Source organism: Rhodococcus sp. (in: high G+C Gram-positive bacteria) (assembly GCF_049591685.1).
Classification (GTDB): domain Bacteria; phylum Actinomycetota; class Actinomycetes; order Mycobacteriales; family Mycobacteriaceae; genus Rhodococcoides.
Window position 1 is genome coordinate 1 of record NZ_JBAWFH010000057.1, and the last position, 13,067, is coordinate 13,067.

Below are 13,067 nucleotides of genomic sequence, written 5' to 3' on the forward strand. Positions count from 1 at the left end.
CCCGTGAGCCGCGCCGGGGCGAGATTGACGGCGTCGTCGAGGCGAGCCGCGAACCACCCGAACTGCAGGTATTTCGGCGACCTGTATCCGATCATGGCGTCGAGGGTGTTGATGGCGCGGTAGCCCATCATGGCCGGCACGCCGCCCACAGCCCCCCAGAAGGCAACGCCGACAGCGGCATCCGAGGTGTTCTCGGCAATGGATTCGACGGATGCCCGAGCCAACCCCTCCGCGGCGAGCACGCTGGGGTCTCGTCCGCACAAGGACGGCAGCAGCTTCCTGGCCTCGTCGAGATCACCTGCCTCGAGGTGCTGCGCCATCGAAGAACCCGTCCGGGCGAGGCTCGTCCCGCCCAGGCACGCCCACGCCGTCGCCGCGGTCAGTGCTGCTTCCGCAACAGGGCCACCCCGACGTGCAAGACGATCCGCAGCCAAACCAGCGCCGACCGCCCCACCCACAGCCAGTAACGTGTGCGCCGTGCCCGCGTACCGCGAACGACGGTAGGTCGCTCGTTCGAGTGCGGTTGCGCCGCGACCGAAGCCTGCTACTGGATGGAAACGACGCGGGTCACCGAACGCCAGGTCGAGAACCAGGCCTAGCGCGAGTCCTGCGGCGCAGCTTCGTGATCGGGCGGCCCGGATGTGCACGCTACGACGGTAACGAAGCGGGCCGCGGCGCAGCAATCCGGACGGGGGTCGGAACTGTGAGGTCAGGCCCAGCGTTGCCGGTACGCGCTCGCAACCCGACGGTTCCCGAAGTCCAGGTCGCTTCCGGAGCCGAGCATTGCCATCGCCAATCCGACGAAGCCGACAGTTGTCATCACGAGCATTGCCATGGTGTCCCCCAACGATTTTTCTTCTGTGCCGCGCCCGTTACCGGGCGATGTTGATCTTGATTGTTACCGACGGGTAGACCGATGAACATGCACATGAGGGCGCCGTCACATGTGTCTGCAGTCACGACCGCGCGGCTAAGATCGACCCATGACAGCCGAAGGCACATCCCCCGCTCCCACCACGTCCGGCAGACCCGCCTGGGTCAACAAGGCAATCGTCGTTGCCGTAGCAGCAGTCGCCCTGGTGATCGCCTACCTGATTCTGTCGGCTTTCCTTCCGCGCTGGTGGAGTATCCGCGTCGCGAATCTGTCCGATCAGTCCTTCACCAAGGGCATTGCCTGGGGCCTCGCGTTCGGCGTCGTCTGCACGTTTCTCTCTCTTGCGTTCTTCACCGCCGCGTTCGCCGTTCGCAAGCGGCGAGGCGGCAAGATCACTGCGATAGTGGCGTTGATACTCGCCGTCGTGGCCGCCATCCCGAACCTGCTGACGCTGACAATCGTCCTCGGGAGCAACAACGCAGCCCATGCCGGAGAACGCACGCTCGACACCGAGGCCCCGGGCTTCCGCGGAGCAACCGCGCTGGGTGCCGTCATTGCGTTCGCCGCGTTCGCGTTGCTGGCGTTCGTCATCGTGCGCAGTCGGCGCAGGCGAGCAGCCGTGCGTCGGGGCGCCGCTACCGCGCAGACCCCGCCGAGCGCGTAGGCCACTCCCTCTACATCGAAGCCGTTGTCGGGGATCGGGTTTCGTGTCAGGGCACGACGGGTGCTTTGCCACCGTCATACGGTTCGATGGTCAGTTGCGCGTCCGCGGCGAACATGAGCTGTACCGGTCCGTCGTCGTCGGCGACTGTCACGACGACAGATAGACCGTCCTGGTCGACCGACTCGATTCTCCCGCGCTGCTCGCCCGTCTCGTCGACGAGCGCGTAGTCGCCGACCACCACGAGTAGTTCTTCTGCCGAGATGGTGCGTCGGCCGCCGAAATCGTCCACAGTCATAGAGCCACCGTAGGCGAGCGCCAGAGGTATTTCATTCGCGCTCGTCGGGCGGCTCGATGACCAGCACGTCGTCGACGGGAATCGGCAACGCGAGCTCGACACGTCGCTCTTCCCAGCTCGGATAGGCCGGCCGAATCCATACCCGCGTGTCCTCGAGCTGTACGAGTACGAATCTTCGCCAGCGCCAGGAATGGTTCGGTGCACGCAGGTCGGTGTCGGCAGCAATCGGAACAGGCGCCAGAGCCCAACACGGAGTGGACAACGACGCCAGCCCGTCCCGCACGAGCACTTCCGCTGCAGTGTCGACGGGCAGACCCACCGAGACGACGTGGCCGACGGGATTGACTGCATCGACGCTGTACTCGTCGTAATTCTCCGAGACCGTCCACCCCACCAGTTCACCGTCACTGGGCCTGGTCACGGGCAGTCTGCTTCTCCAGCGACCGATATCCACTCGTCCACCCTACGGATCTTCGAGTCCGCTGCTTGCGTGGCGCGGTGTGTCCGAACGAGGCCGACAACGGCTACGCCGGAGATAGTCTGGCCGAGAGTTGCGTTCGAGCAGTACGACCAAGGAGTAGGCGTGATTGCCAATATCTCGTTTCCGCGTTTTCTGAAGATCGGCCCGGGCGCGGTCGAGACTCTCGGCGAGGTGTTGACCGATCTCGGCGTCGCGCGTCCCCTACTCGTCACCGATCAATTCATGGTCGGCAATGGTGCCGCCGAGCGGCTGACGTCGATCATCGAAGCAGCCGGCATCAAGCCCGCAGTCTTTTCGAAGACGGTGCCCGACCCGACGACGGAGTCGCTGCAGGCGGGGCTCGACGCAGTGGCCGAGCACGGCGCGGATGCCGTCATCGGGTTCGGCGGTGGCAGTCCGATGGACACTGCCAAAGCGCTCGCGGTGCTGTCGGTGCAGGGCGGCGCGATGGCCGACTTCAAGGCGCCCACAGTGTCCGCCGGTCTCGCGTTACCCATCATCGCCATTCCGACCACCGCTGGAAGTGGTTCCGAAGCAACTCAATTCACCATCATCACCGATGTCGCCACCGACGAGAAGATGCTGTGCCCGGGGTTGTCGTTCCTTCCTGTCGCATCGATCGTCGACTCCGAGCTCACGGTGTCCATGCCTCCCCGGCTCACCGCGGACACCGGCGTCGATGCGTTGACGCACGCCATCGAGGCCTACGTCAGCAATAAAGCAAATCCCATTTCCGACGGCTTGGCCCTGTCGGCGATGAAAACCATCGGTCGATACCTGTTGACGGCATATCGGGACGGTTCCGATCGTGATGCACGCGCGGCCATGATGGTGGCGTCCACGCAGGCGGGAATGGCGTTTTCCAACGCGAGTGTTGCCCTGGTTCACGGGATGAGCCGCCCCATCGGCGCGCACTTCCATGTGGCGCACGGCTTGTCGAACGCAATGTTGCTGCCCGCGATCACCGCGTTCTCGATTCCGGGCGCGCGCGGTCGGTACGCAGACTGCGCCCGACAGCTGGGCGCGGCGGAGCCGTCCGACTCGGACGACGCGGCGGCTCGCAAACTCGTCGAGTTCGTCACTGCACTCTGCGCCGACGTCGAGGTGCCGACCCCCGCCACCTTCGGCATCGACCGCGCACGCTGGGATGAGCTGATTCCGCTGATGGCCGAGCAAGCTTTGGCGTCTGGTTCGCCTGCCAACAACCCCGTTGTCCCGACCGCGGACGAAATCGCCGACCTGTATCGCGTCGTGTACTGACACCTGCACGCAGTCGGCGCACGAGCACCGATGCCGCACAGCGCCTACGGTGATGGGATGAGTACGAGTGCTCCCGTCGTGACCATCGTCGGTGCGGGAATTGCAGGTGCGGCCTGCGCGGTGGTTCTTCGCGACGCAGGCGTGTCGTTCCGACTCGTCGACCGTGGACGCGCAGTCGGGGGACGAATGGCCTCGCCGGTTTTGCACGATCGGCGGGTAGACATAGGCGCCGGATATTTCACCGTCCGCGACCCCGAGTTCGAGGCGTTGGTCGCCCGCTGGGAAGCAGCCGAACTCACGCGGCCGTGGACGGATACCTTCGGCGTGCTGTCTCCTGGTTCCGATCCTGGCACGAGCAGCGGGCCGATGAGGTGGTCCACCCCCGGTGGCCTTCGCTCACTGGTACGAGAGATGTTGCACGACATGCCTTCTCACACGGAACACATCGCTTCGCTGCCCGAGGGTCACGTGGTGCTTGCGATGCCCGATCCTCAGGCCGCGAGACTCGCGCCCGTACCGGACGCCGTCAGATACTCCCCCGTCGTCACCGTCGTCCTCGGTTTCGATTCCCTGTCATTGCCGTTCGAGCACGCGGCATTCGTCAACGACGAACCCACCGTCGAATTTCTCGCGCACGACGGCGCCAGGAGAGGAGACGACGCGCCGGTTCTCGTCGTCCACACGACGCCGGAGTTCGCTAGTGCGCACCTCGACGATCCCGAGGCTGCCGTCGCCCCGACGGCACAGGCGGTGTTTTCGTTGATCGGCACCCCTGCGCCGACGTGGACTCACGCCCATCGGTGGACTTTCGGTAAGCCGGCCGACGCACACGATGCGACTTACGGTTCCGTCGACTCCGATTCCGGGCGCGTGTACTTCGCTGGCGACCAGTGGTGCCCCACAGGATCGCCCCGTGTCGAGAGCGCGTGGCGTTCAGGTACCGACCTCGGTCGGCACCTGGTGGACACCGTGTATCGGTAGCCGCCGCGGAACTGGGAGCCCGATAAGATTCGCTAATGCAGGGTCAAAAACATTCGTTGTACTTATCCGCTCGCTGGGCATAATTTCGGTGCATGCCCTCATCGTTCGCACCGACTCTTGCCGGCTTCGCTTTCGGACTGTCCTTCATCGTCGCCATCGGCGCACAGAACGCGTTCGTCCTGCGACAGGGAATTGCGAGGACGCACGTGTTCGCCGTCGTCGCCGTATGCGCGCTGTCGGATCTGATCCTGGTCGGCGCCGGCGTCGCGGGGGCGGGCTATGCAATCGACCGAGTTCCCGGCCTGGTGCGGTTCGCTTACTGGGGCGGGGCGCTGTTCCTTCTCGTGTACGGCGCCCTGTCCGCACGTCGCGCGTATCGGATGTCATCGTTGACGCTCGATGGCGGCACCACTGCCACGCGCATGGGACCCGCGGTTCTCACGGCATTTGCCCTCACGTGGCTCAACCCGCATGTCTATCTCGACACGGTCGTGTTGCTGGGATCGGTCGCGGCAACGTACGACACGGCCAGGGTCTGGTTCGGCGTGGGCGCTGGAGCGGCAAGCATCGCGTGGTTCACGGCCCTCGGGTACGGCGCGCAACTGCTCAGGCCGGCGTTCGCCAAGCCTGTGGCGTGGCGCGTTCTCGACGGTGCGATCGCGGTGTTCATGCTCATCCTGGGTGCTGGACTGGCCGTCAAGGCAATTAATAGTTAGTGCACGAACCATTCGTGTACGATGGAATTCGTGTCCGACAACGATCCCTTGGCGCTCGACCGGCAGGTGTGCTTCGCTCTGGCAGTCGCAAATCGGGCGGTGCTGGCCGTGTACCGTCCACTGCTCGAACCGATGGGGCTCACCCATCCGCAGTACCTGGTGATGCTTGCGCTGTGGGAGCAGTCGCCCCGGTCGGTCAAGGAGATCGGGCGAGCCCTCCAACTCGATTCTCCCACCCTGTCCCCTCTTCTCAAACGCCTCGAGGTCAACGGTCTCGTCGTGCGCACGAGAAGCGCTGTGGACGAACGCCAGCTCGACGTCGATCTGACCAAGGCAGGTGCGGCCCTGCGACGAGAGGCGGAGAAAATCCCCCCGGCTGTCGTCGACAAGTTGGGTGTCGACATCGCCGAACTCGAAGAACTGCACACCGTGCTCGGTCGGATCAACCGGGCCGCAATCGAAGCAGGAGCACTCGCATGACCGACCGGGGAACGACTCGCCCGAACTTTCGGCAATGGCTGGGCTACATCGTCGGCCGAAAGCTGCCACCCTCCATGCAGGAGTGGGTCAAGAACGATCTGACCGGTAAAGGTGCTGTACCACGACACATCTGCCGGTCGATGATTCCGTTCACGCCGATTTTCATTGGCTTCTTCGTCCTCTTCCCCGGCGCGCTGTGGCTACGTGGGTCGATGGTTCTGCTCAGCCTTCTGCTCGCATTGTTCTACACGGCCGCGTTCATGGAACTCAATCGTGCGCGTCGACTCGAATTGCACGGTCTGCCATCGGATCTGCAGAGCGACCGTAAACGCCGTGCAGTGGAGGACGAACGCGAACGGTACGAAAAGCTGCACCTACGCCGTCGATAATCCCGTGCCGTCAGTCGCCGACGACGATACGTTGGCCGACGGTGACCACGGCACGGCTCAGGCTTTTCGATGCATGCTTGCTCAGCGGTCCCTCGTCCATCCGAAGGGCGTGGATGGTCATCAGTAACTCGATGAGGGTTCTGGTGGACAGCATGTGCGTCGCATGCTCGATCGCCGCTTCGCGTTTCGTGGCGGGTACCTGGCTGGCCGGCAGGTAGTCGAATGCGCGTTGCACGTGCACTTCTTCGAATTCACGTCGCAGGCTCGACGCCTCGGTGGTGGCCCCGGGCAAGTGGTAGTGCAGCAGTCGCGATTCGTCGGGGTGCGCCTCCACCCAATTCCACACCGCTATGATGACGGCCTCCAGTGACGGTTCGGCATCCGAATCCTCTTGTGTGCGAACATCGGTCACCACTGCGTTGACCATGTCGAGTACACGGCGCATCGCCAACTCGAACAGCTCGTCTTTGCCTGCAAAGTGGTAGTACACGGCAGACGGAACCACGTCGGCTTCGTCCGCAACGTCCTGGATGCTGGCATCGGAGAAGCTCTTGGCCGCGAAGACACGGATGGCAGCGCCGACGATTTCCTGCCGCCGCGACGGCCTGTGCGGCGACTTCTTCTCGATCGTGTTGCTCGTCCCCTGCTCGCTCAACTCGAAGCCTCCCCCTGCTGCGCCTGAAGCACTAGTGTTGCATGACCGATGACCGGTACGAGTGAAAGCCTCAGGAGAGTCCCTTGTCACCCGCAGCAAAGCGTCCAGCGCACCGTCCGTCCAGGCGCGGAGTCATCGTCGAAACGGCATTCGAGTTGTTCGCGTCGAGTCCGGTCGATGCCGTCACCGTTGCCGATATCGCCGCGTCCGCGAAGATGACGTCGGCGGCCATCTACTACCACTACCCGTCGCGCGAGGAGATCCTTCTCGAAGGCTTGCGGGAGTTCACCTCGGTGTACGTAGCCGAAATCGAACGCATTGCCACCGAGGTTGTCGTCCCTGCGCGCGCGATGGGTGCTTTGATCGAGCCGTTCGTTGCTTGGTTGTCCGAGAATCGAACTCGGGCTGCGGTCTACTTCGTTCAGTCGCGCGGAGCGAGTCAACAAGTCGAGGCGATACGCCGTGAGAATGCCCTCGTGCTCATTCCCGTGCTCAGCAACGCAGTGAAGAAGGCACGCGGAAAAGCGAGTGCGGCGGAGGCCGGTGTCGTAGCGGTCGCCATGATCGCCGAAATCGAAATCTTTGCGTCGGCATTCCTGTCCGAGGACCGGTCCTTGACGGTGCTGGGCAAGCGACGATTCGTCGAAGCGGGCGTCGAATTGGCCGACCGCATCGCCGGCACGAGGCCGGCCAAAAGCGAACCCGTCGGGTGAAGTGGTGGGCGCAGAGGGGTTCGAACCCCCGACCGCTGGTGTGTAAAACCAGAGCTCTACCGCTGAGCTATACGCCCGTCTACCGGCGATTGGGAACCGCCGGAACGCTGGGAGAAATTTATCTTGTTGACGCCGGATCTACAATTCGGCAGGTCGGACGCCCTCCATGTGAGTGAAAATTCGTAACCGTACGAATTCTCGCCCACATGGATTTGAGGTCAGACGCTTGCCAGTGCGGTTTCCCACGCGGATTGGTCGCGGGGTTCTCCGGGTTGCTTCATCTCCGAGAAGCGGATGGTGCCGTCCTTGTCGATGACGAACGTTCCCCGGTTTGCGAATCCGGCTTTGTCGTTGAACACCCCGTACGCCTGGGCCACGGCACCGTGGGGCCAGAAATCGGACAGCAGCGGAAAGGTGTAGCCCTGCTCTGCAGCCCAGATCTTGTGCGTCGGAGGAGGCCCGACCGAGATTGCCAAAATCGCAGTTTCGTCGTTCTCGAATTTTGGCAGTTCGTCTCTTACCTTGCAGAGCTCGCCCTGACAGGTGCCTGTGAAGGCGAGCGGATAGAAGACCAGCAGGACGTTCTTGGCGCCGCGGTACGACGACAGGGTGACTTCCTGGTTGTTCTGGTCTTTCAGCGTGAAGTCGGGCGCGGGAGCGCCCACCTCGAGTGGCATCGAAATCGAATTCCCGTCGTTTCCTGCTACCGCTTGGTTGCAGGGGTCTTCGGCTGCACCAATCGGCTGCCGATCCAGTCGCCGAGGTTGGCCGCGGAAGTTTGCGTCAATCCGGCTGTAGGCGCCGACTCAGCGATTTCGCTGGGTTCGACGTGTCCGGGGAGTCCGGTCTTGGGGCTGAGTACCCAGACGAATCCATCGTCCGAGAGAGGACCGATTGCGTCCATGAGGGCATCCACGAGATCACCGTCTCCGTCGCGCCACCACAGCAGCACGACGTCGATCACCTCGTCCGAGTCCTCGTCGAGGGTTTCACCGCCGATAGTTTCCTCTACGTCCGCCCGCAGGTCGTCGTCTGTGTCCTCGTCCCAGCCCAGTTCCTGAACGACCAAGTCGCGGGTGATTCCGAGTTTCTGAGCGTAGTTCTGAGCGTCCGCCGCGGCGACCACGGTGGTGACCTCCTTGCATAGTGGGTGAAGTAGTGCAAGCGAACAGTGTTTCAGCCGCTAGCGCAAGCTGACCGCGCCGAAATTGCGTACATAAATTTTTACTGGTGAGTAACGGGACTCTGTACGACCTCCGCGGAACATGTGTAGGAGGATTGAGGAGCATCACCGGAATGAGGAACGTAGCTCGCCGTCACAGAAGGCGAGATACCTGGAACGGCCGCCGCACCGAGCGACCGCCACATTGAGGAGTACACACGTTGTCCGAGTTGAACCAGGACGATCGGCAGAGCGCCCCTGCCGGCACGAAGAGCGGGCCCACCGGCTCGAATGGTCGGGTACGCGTCATCCGCGAGGGTGTTGCATCGTATCTACCCGACATCGACAATGACGAGACCAACGAATGGATCGAATCCTTCGACGGTCTTCTGGAGCGGTCGGGTCCGGCACGCGCCCGTTACCTGATGCTGCGTCTGCTCGAGCGAGCAGGTGAACGTCGCGTCGCTCTGCCGTCCCTGACCTCGACGGACTACGTCAACACCATCCCCACCGAGAACGAGCCCTGGTTCCCCGGTGACGAGGCCATGGAGCGTCGCTACCGCGCCTGGATGCGTTGGAACGCAGCCATCATGGTTCACCGCGCGCAGCGGCCGGGTGTCGGCGTCGGCGGCCACATCTCCACCTATGCCTCGTCGGCGGCACTGTACGAGGTCGGCTTCAACCACTTCTTCCGCGGCAAGGATCATCCGAGCGGCGGCGACCAGATCTTCATCCAGGGTCACGCCTCCCCCGGCATCTACGCCCGTGCCTTCCTCGAGGGCCGTATCCCGGCCGAGCGGATGGACGGGTTCCGCCAGGAATTCTCGCACTCCGATGCAGGCGGCGGCCTTCCGTCGTACCCGCACCCGCGATTGATGCAGGACTTCTGGGAGTTCCCGACGGTGTCCATGGGTCTCGGCCCGATGAACGCCATCTATCAGGCGCGCTTCAACCATTACCTCGCCGACCGCGGAATCAAGGACACCACCGATCAGCACGTGTGGGCGTTCCTCGGAGACGGCGAGATGGACGAGCCGGAATCACGCGGGCTCGCGCACGTCGCCGCGACGGAGGGTCTGGACAACCTGACCTTCGTCGTCAACTGCAACCTGCAGCGCCTCGACGGACCGGTCCGCGGCAACGGCAAGATCATCCAGGAACTGGAATCGTTCTTCCGCGGCGCGGGCTGGAACGTCATCAAGGTGGTCTGGGGACGCGAGTGGGATGCACTCCTTCACGCCGACCGTGACGGCGCACTCGTCAACCTGATGAACACCACGCCCGACGGTGACTTCCAGACGTACAAGGCCAACGACGGCGGATACGTCCGCGACCACTTCTTCGGACGCGACCCCCGTACCAAGGAACTGGTCAAGGACCTGTCCGACGGCGACATCTGGAACCTCAAGCGCGGTGGCCACGACTACCGCAAGGTTCACGCTGCCTACGCCGCGGCAATGGCGCACAAGGGCCAGCCGACGGTCATCCTGGCGCACACCATCAAGGGCTACACCTTGGGCAAGCACTTCGAGGGGCGCAACGCGACGCACCAGATGAAGAAGCTGACCCTCGATGATCTCAAGACCTTCCGCGATCTCCAGCACATCCCGATCTCCGACGAGGAGCTGGAGAAGGATCCATACCTGCCGCCGTACTACCACCCAGGTCCGGACGCGCCCGAAATCCAGTACATGCTGGATCGTCGACGCGCACTCGGCGGTTTCGTGCCCGAGCGACGTGTCTCCCCGCAGCCGCTTCCTCAGCCGAGCGACGACACCTACAAGACCTTGCTCAAGGGCTCGGGCAAGCAGGACGTCGCCACCACGATGGCGCTCGTGCGCGTGATGAAGGAGCTCCTTCGCGACAAGGAGATCGGTCACCGCATCGTGCCGATCATTCCGGACGAGGCACGCACGTTCGGTATGGACTCGTGGTTCCCGTCGCTCAAGATCTACAACCGCAACGGGCAGCTGTACACGTCAGTGGACTCCGAGCTGATGCTCGCCTACAAGGAGAACTCGAGCGGCCAGATCCTGCACGAGGGCATCAACGAGGCCGGCTCGACGGCGTCGTTCACCGCGGTCGGAACCTCGTACGCCACGCACGGCGAAGTCATGATTCCGCTGTACATCTTCTACTCGATGTTCGGTTTCCAGCGGACGGGCGACGGCTTGTGGGCCGCAGCCGACCAGATGGCCCGCGGGTTCGTTCTCGGCGCCACCGCGGGACGCACCACGCTGACCGGTGAGGGCCTGCAGCACGCCGACGGGCATTCGCTCCTTCTCGCGTCGACCAATCCGGCAGCAGTTGCCTACGACCCGGCGTTCTCGTACGAGATCGCACACATCGTCAAGGACGGTCTGCGTCGGATGTACGGCGGCACCGAAGGAGTCGAGGGGTTCGGTGGAGAGAACATCTTCTACTACATCACCCTCTACAACGAGCCCTACCAGCAGCCGGCTCAGCCGGAAGACCTCGACGTCGAGGCGCTTCTCAAGGGCATCTACCTGTTCGAGAAGCCGCAGCAGGGCGACGGACCCGAGGCGCAGATCCTGGCGTCGGGAGTCGGCTTGGTCTCGGCTCGTAAGGCACGCGAACTGCTCGAGTCCGAATGGGGCGTTCGCTCCGGCGTCTGGTCGGTCACCTCGTGGGGCGAGCTTCGCCGCGACGGTATCGAGTCGGAGAAGGAAGCGCTGCAGAACCCGGGCGCCGAAAAGCGGGTGCCGTTCGTGACGCAGGCGTTGTCGAGCGCTGCCGGTCCCATCGTCGCGGCATCCGACTGGATGCGTGCGGTTCCCGACCAGATCCGTCAGTGGGTTCCGGGCGACTACGTCACCCTGGGCACCGACGGTTTCGGCTTCTCCGACACCCGGCCCGCTGCACGGCGCGTGTTCAATGTCGACGCGGAGTCCATCGTCGTCGCGGTGTTGTCCGCTCTCGCCGCTTCGGGCGAGATCGACATCTCCAAGGCCGTCGAGGCAGCAAAGAAGTACCAGATCGACAATGTTCTGGCCGCACCGACGTCGTTCGCCGATACCGGTTCCGCCTGAGCACAGCCATGATCTCCGCCCGCCCGCCCGTGTCCGCGCAATCGGACACAGGTGGGCGGGCGTAGGTTTTTGTACATGGTCGACAGGAGCGGAGCCCGCGGAGTGACCGAAGCGGACAAAAGCGGTCGGGAAAACAAGGTCGTGGACGACTACATCACCGACAACGAGGTGCATCTGCCGGTCAAGGCTTTGACGCCTTCGCGCCAGAAGCGTGATCCGCTGCCGGACGCTCTGCTGCGCCGGGTCAAACAGTTCTCCGGTCGCTTGTCCACCGAAGCGGTGACGGCAATGCAGGCGCAGTTGCCGTTTTTCGGTGGCCTCGACGCAGCGCAGCGGGCCAGCGTGCAGCTGTTGATTCAGACGGCCGTCGATAACTTCCTGGAGTGGTTGAAGAACCCGCAGAGCGACATTCGGTTCAGTCTGGATGCGTTTCAGGTCATTCCGCAGGACCTGGCTCGGCGGTTGACGCTTCGCCAGACGGTCGACATGGTTCGCGTCGCAATGGAATTCTTCGAGCAGTGGCTACCGGCACTGGCTCGGAACGACCAGCAGCTCGTCGCGTTGACGGAGGCGGTTCTCCGATACGGGCGTGAGCTGGGGTTCGCGGCGGCGTCGGTATACGCCAGCGCCGCGGAATCTCGGGGGGCCTGGGACACCCGGCTCGAAGCGCTGGTCGTCGATGCCGTGGTTCGTGGCGACACGGGGTCGGACATGTTGTCTCGCGCTGCGACGTTGAACTGGGACGCGACGGCTCCAGCCACAGTGCTTGTCGGTACTCCACCCGAGGACCAGGGCGTATCGGTGGTGGGCACCGTGCACGCAGTCGCGCAGAAGCACGATCGGGCCGCACTCGCGGTGGTGCAGGGCACGCGGCTCGTCATGGTCGTCAGCGGCCAGCTCGGCGACGACCCCGCGAGCAGCGGGTTCCTTGCCGACATGCTGCAGAACTTCTCGGACGGCCCCGTCGTCATCGGGCCGACGACTCGCACTCTCGGTGCCGCCCATTCGAGTGCGGTGGAAGCGTTCGCGGGCATGCAGGCCGTCGCAGGATGGCGTGGTGCGCCTCGCCCCGTGCACGCCGGCGAGCTGCTTCCCGAGCGTGCACTACTCGGCGATTCGGCGGCGATGTCGGCGCTCAACGACCTCGTCGTCATGCCACTGTCGTCGGCAGGATCGGGGCTCGCGGACACCTTGGACGCCTACCTCGACTGTGGCGGCGCAGTCGAAACCTGCGCGAGGCAGCTGTTTGTTCATCCAAATACGGTCCGGTATCGGCTGAAAAGAATAGCGGAAGTCACAGGACGCGACCCCACTCAATCGCGCGACGCGTACGTCCTCAGGGTCGCG

Annotated in this window: 16 protein-coding genes and 1 tRNA gene; 9 read left to right on the forward strand and 8 right to left on the reverse strand. The window is 63.9% G+C overall.

From position 1 onward, the window contains the following. Together WBQ44_RS02450 and WBQ44_RS02455 are read right to left on the reverse strand one after the other, a co-directional pair. The coding region (locus WBQ44_RS02450) for a cobalamin biosynthesis protein (protein WP_495565151.1) at positions 1-647 on the reverse strand (647 nt) is incomplete at its 3' end. A 62-nt stretch (positions 648-709) separates the two neighbouring features. Next, positions 710-835, reverse strand: coding sequence for a hypothetical protein (locus WBQ44_RS02455; protein ID WP_495565152.1), 126 nt, complete (start codon positions 833-835; stop codon positions 710-712). A 148-nt stretch (positions 836-983) separates the two neighbouring features. Between WBQ44_RS02455 and WBQ44_RS02460 the strand changes: the two genes are divergently transcribed. Further along, positions 984-1,538: a permease gene (locus WBQ44_RS02460; protein ID WP_495565153.1), complete on the forward strand. Its 555-nt coding sequence runs from the start codon at positions 984-986 to the stop codon at positions 1,536-1,538. Between the two features lie 46 nt (positions 1,539-1,584). On the opposite strand, the gene WBQ44_RS02465 is transcribed toward WBQ44_RS02460, so the two are convergent. After that, the gene (locus WBQ44_RS02465) at positions 1,585-1,833 is read right to left on the reverse strand and encodes a hypothetical protein (RefSeq protein ID WP_495565154.1); all 249 of its coding nucleotides are present in this window, start codon (positions 1,831-1,833) and stop codon (positions 1,585-1,587) included. 31 nt (positions 1,834-1,864) lie between these two features. Next, positions 1,865-2,254 (reverse strand): hypothetical protein, encoded by a 390-nt coding sequence (locus WBQ44_RS02470; protein WP_495565155.1) that lies wholly within the window; start codon positions 2,252-2,254, stop codon positions 1,865-1,867. A gap of 162 nt (positions 2,255-2,416) precedes the next feature. Here WBQ44_RS02470 and WBQ44_RS02475 point away from each other — a divergent pair, with 162 nt between their 5' ends. The 5 genes from WBQ44_RS02475 to WBQ44_RS02495 all read left to right on the forward strand — a co-directional run bounded on the left by WBQ44_RS02475 (position 2,417) and on the right by WBQ44_RS02495 (position 6,140). Further along, entirely contained in the window at positions 2,417-3,574 is a 1,158-nt protein-coding gene (locus tag WBQ44_RS02475) for an iron-containing alcohol dehydrogenase (RefSeq protein WP_495565156.1), read from the forward strand. A gap of 57 nt (positions 3,575-3,631) precedes the next feature. Continuing rightward, complete coding sequence (locus WBQ44_RS02480) at positions 3,632-4,555, forward strand: NAD(P)/FAD-dependent oxidoreductase (protein ID WP_495565157.1); 924 nt, start codon at positions 3,632-3,634, stop codon at positions 4,553-4,555. A gap of 92 nt (positions 4,556-4,647) precedes the next feature. Continuing rightward, complete coding sequence (locus tag WBQ44_RS02485; protein WP_495565158.1) at positions 4,648-5,271, forward strand: LysE/ArgO family amino acid transporter; 624 nt, start codon at positions 4,648-4,650, stop codon at positions 5,269-5,271. Between the two features lie 21 nt (positions 5,272-5,292). After that, on the forward strand, positions 5,293-5,751 hold the full coding sequence (locus WBQ44_RS02490; protein WP_495565159.1) for a MarR family winged helix-turn-helix transcriptional regulator: 459 nt from the start codon (positions 5,293-5,295) through the stop codon (positions 5,749-5,751). After that, the gene (locus WBQ44_RS02495; RefSeq protein ID WP_495565160.1) at positions 5,748-6,140 is read left to right on the forward strand and encodes a DUF5313 family protein; all 393 of its coding nucleotides are present in this window, start codon (positions 5,748-5,750) and stop codon (positions 6,138-6,140) included. Before WBQ44_RS02490 ends, WBQ44_RS02495 begins: the two co-directional genes overlap by 4 nt. Positions 6,141-6,150: 10 nt before the next feature. Here the strand turns inward: WBQ44_RS02495 and WBQ44_RS02500 are convergent, their stop codons facing one another. After that, the gene (locus tag WBQ44_RS02500) at positions 6,151-6,795 is read right to left on the reverse strand and encodes a TetR/AcrR family transcriptional regulator (RefSeq protein WP_495565161.1); all 645 of its coding nucleotides are present in this window, start codon (positions 6,793-6,795) and stop codon (positions 6,151-6,153) included. Between the two features lie 83 nt (positions 6,796-6,878). Here WBQ44_RS02500 and WBQ44_RS02505 point away from each other — a divergent pair, with 83 nt between their 5' ends. After that, positions 6,879-7,508, forward strand: a complete 630-nt coding sequence (locus tag WBQ44_RS02505; protein ID WP_495565162.1) for a TetR/AcrR family transcriptional regulator — start codon at positions 6,879-6,881, stop codon at positions 7,506-7,508. A gap of 2 nt (positions 7,509-7,510) precedes the next feature. On the opposite strand, the gene WBQ44_RS02510 is transcribed toward WBQ44_RS02505, so the two are convergent. From WBQ44_RS02510 to WBQ44_RS02520, 3 genes are all read right to left on the reverse strand, one after another. After that, positions 7,511-7,585, reverse strand: a tRNA-Val gene (locus WBQ44_RS02510). A gap of 141 nt (positions 7,586-7,726) precedes the next feature. Continuing rightward, the gene (locus WBQ44_RS02515; RefSeq protein WP_495565163.1) at positions 7,727-8,185 is read right to left on the reverse strand and encodes a peroxiredoxin; all 459 of its coding nucleotides are present in this window, start codon (positions 8,183-8,185) and stop codon (positions 7,727-7,729) included. Between the two features lie 26 nt (positions 8,186-8,211). Further along, positions 8,212-8,634: a DUF3052 domain-containing protein gene (locus tag WBQ44_RS02520; RefSeq protein ID WP_495565164.1), complete on the reverse strand. Its 423-nt coding sequence runs from the start codon at positions 8,632-8,634 to the stop codon at positions 8,212-8,214. Positions 8,635-8,900: 266 nt separating this feature from the next. Between WBQ44_RS02520 and aceE the strand changes: the two genes are divergently transcribed. Together aceE and WBQ44_RS02530 are read left to right on the forward strand one after the other, a co-directional pair. Further along, on the forward strand, positions 8,901-11,720 hold the full coding sequence (gene aceE, locus WBQ44_RS02525; protein ID WP_495565166.1) for a pyruvate dehydrogenase (acetyl-transferring), homodimeric type: 2,820 nt from the start codon (positions 8,901-8,903) through the stop codon (positions 11,718-11,720). Positions 11,721-11,795: 75 nt separating this feature from the next. After that, positions 11,796-13,067, forward strand: a 1,272-nt coding sequence (locus WBQ44_RS02530) for a PucR family transcriptional regulator (protein WP_495565165.1), incomplete at its 3' end; no start/stop codon positions are given.

What these genes read in the sequence shown, in the direction of transcription:
- WBQ44_RS02455 (WP_495565152.1), bottom strand. Translation starts at nt 835, where the DNA reads ATGGCAATGCTCGTGATGACAACTGTCGGCTTCGTCGGATTGGCGATG.
- WBQ44_RS02460 (WP_495565153.1), top strand. Translation starts at nt 984, where the DNA reads ATGACAGCCGAAGGCACATCCCCCGCTCCCACCACGTCCGGCAGACCC.
- WBQ44_RS02465 (WP_495565154.1), bottom strand. Translation starts at nt 1,833, where the DNA reads ATGACTGTGGACGATTTCGGCGGCCGACGCACCATCTCGGCAGAAGAA.
- WBQ44_RS02480 (WP_495565157.1), top strand. Translation starts at nt 3,632, where the DNA reads ATGAGTACGAGTGCTCCCGTCGTGACCATCGTCGGTGCGGGAATTGCA.
- WBQ44_RS02485 (WP_495565158.1), top strand. Translation starts at nt 4,648, where the DNA reads ATGCCCTCATCGTTCGCACCGACTCTTGCCGGCTTCGCTTTCGGACTG.
- WBQ44_RS02490 (WP_495565159.1), top strand. Translation starts at nt 5,293, where the DNA reads ATGGAATTCGTGTCCGACAACGATCCCTTGGCGCTCGACCGGCAGGTG.
- WBQ44_RS02495 (WP_495565160.1), top strand. Translation starts at nt 5,748, where the DNA reads ATGACCGACCGGGGAACGACTCGCCCGAACTTTCGGCAATGGCTGGGC.
- WBQ44_RS02515 (WP_495565163.1), bottom strand. Translation starts at nt 8,185, where the DNA reads ATGCCACTCGAGGTGGGCGCTCCCGCGCCCGACTTCACGCTGAAAGAC.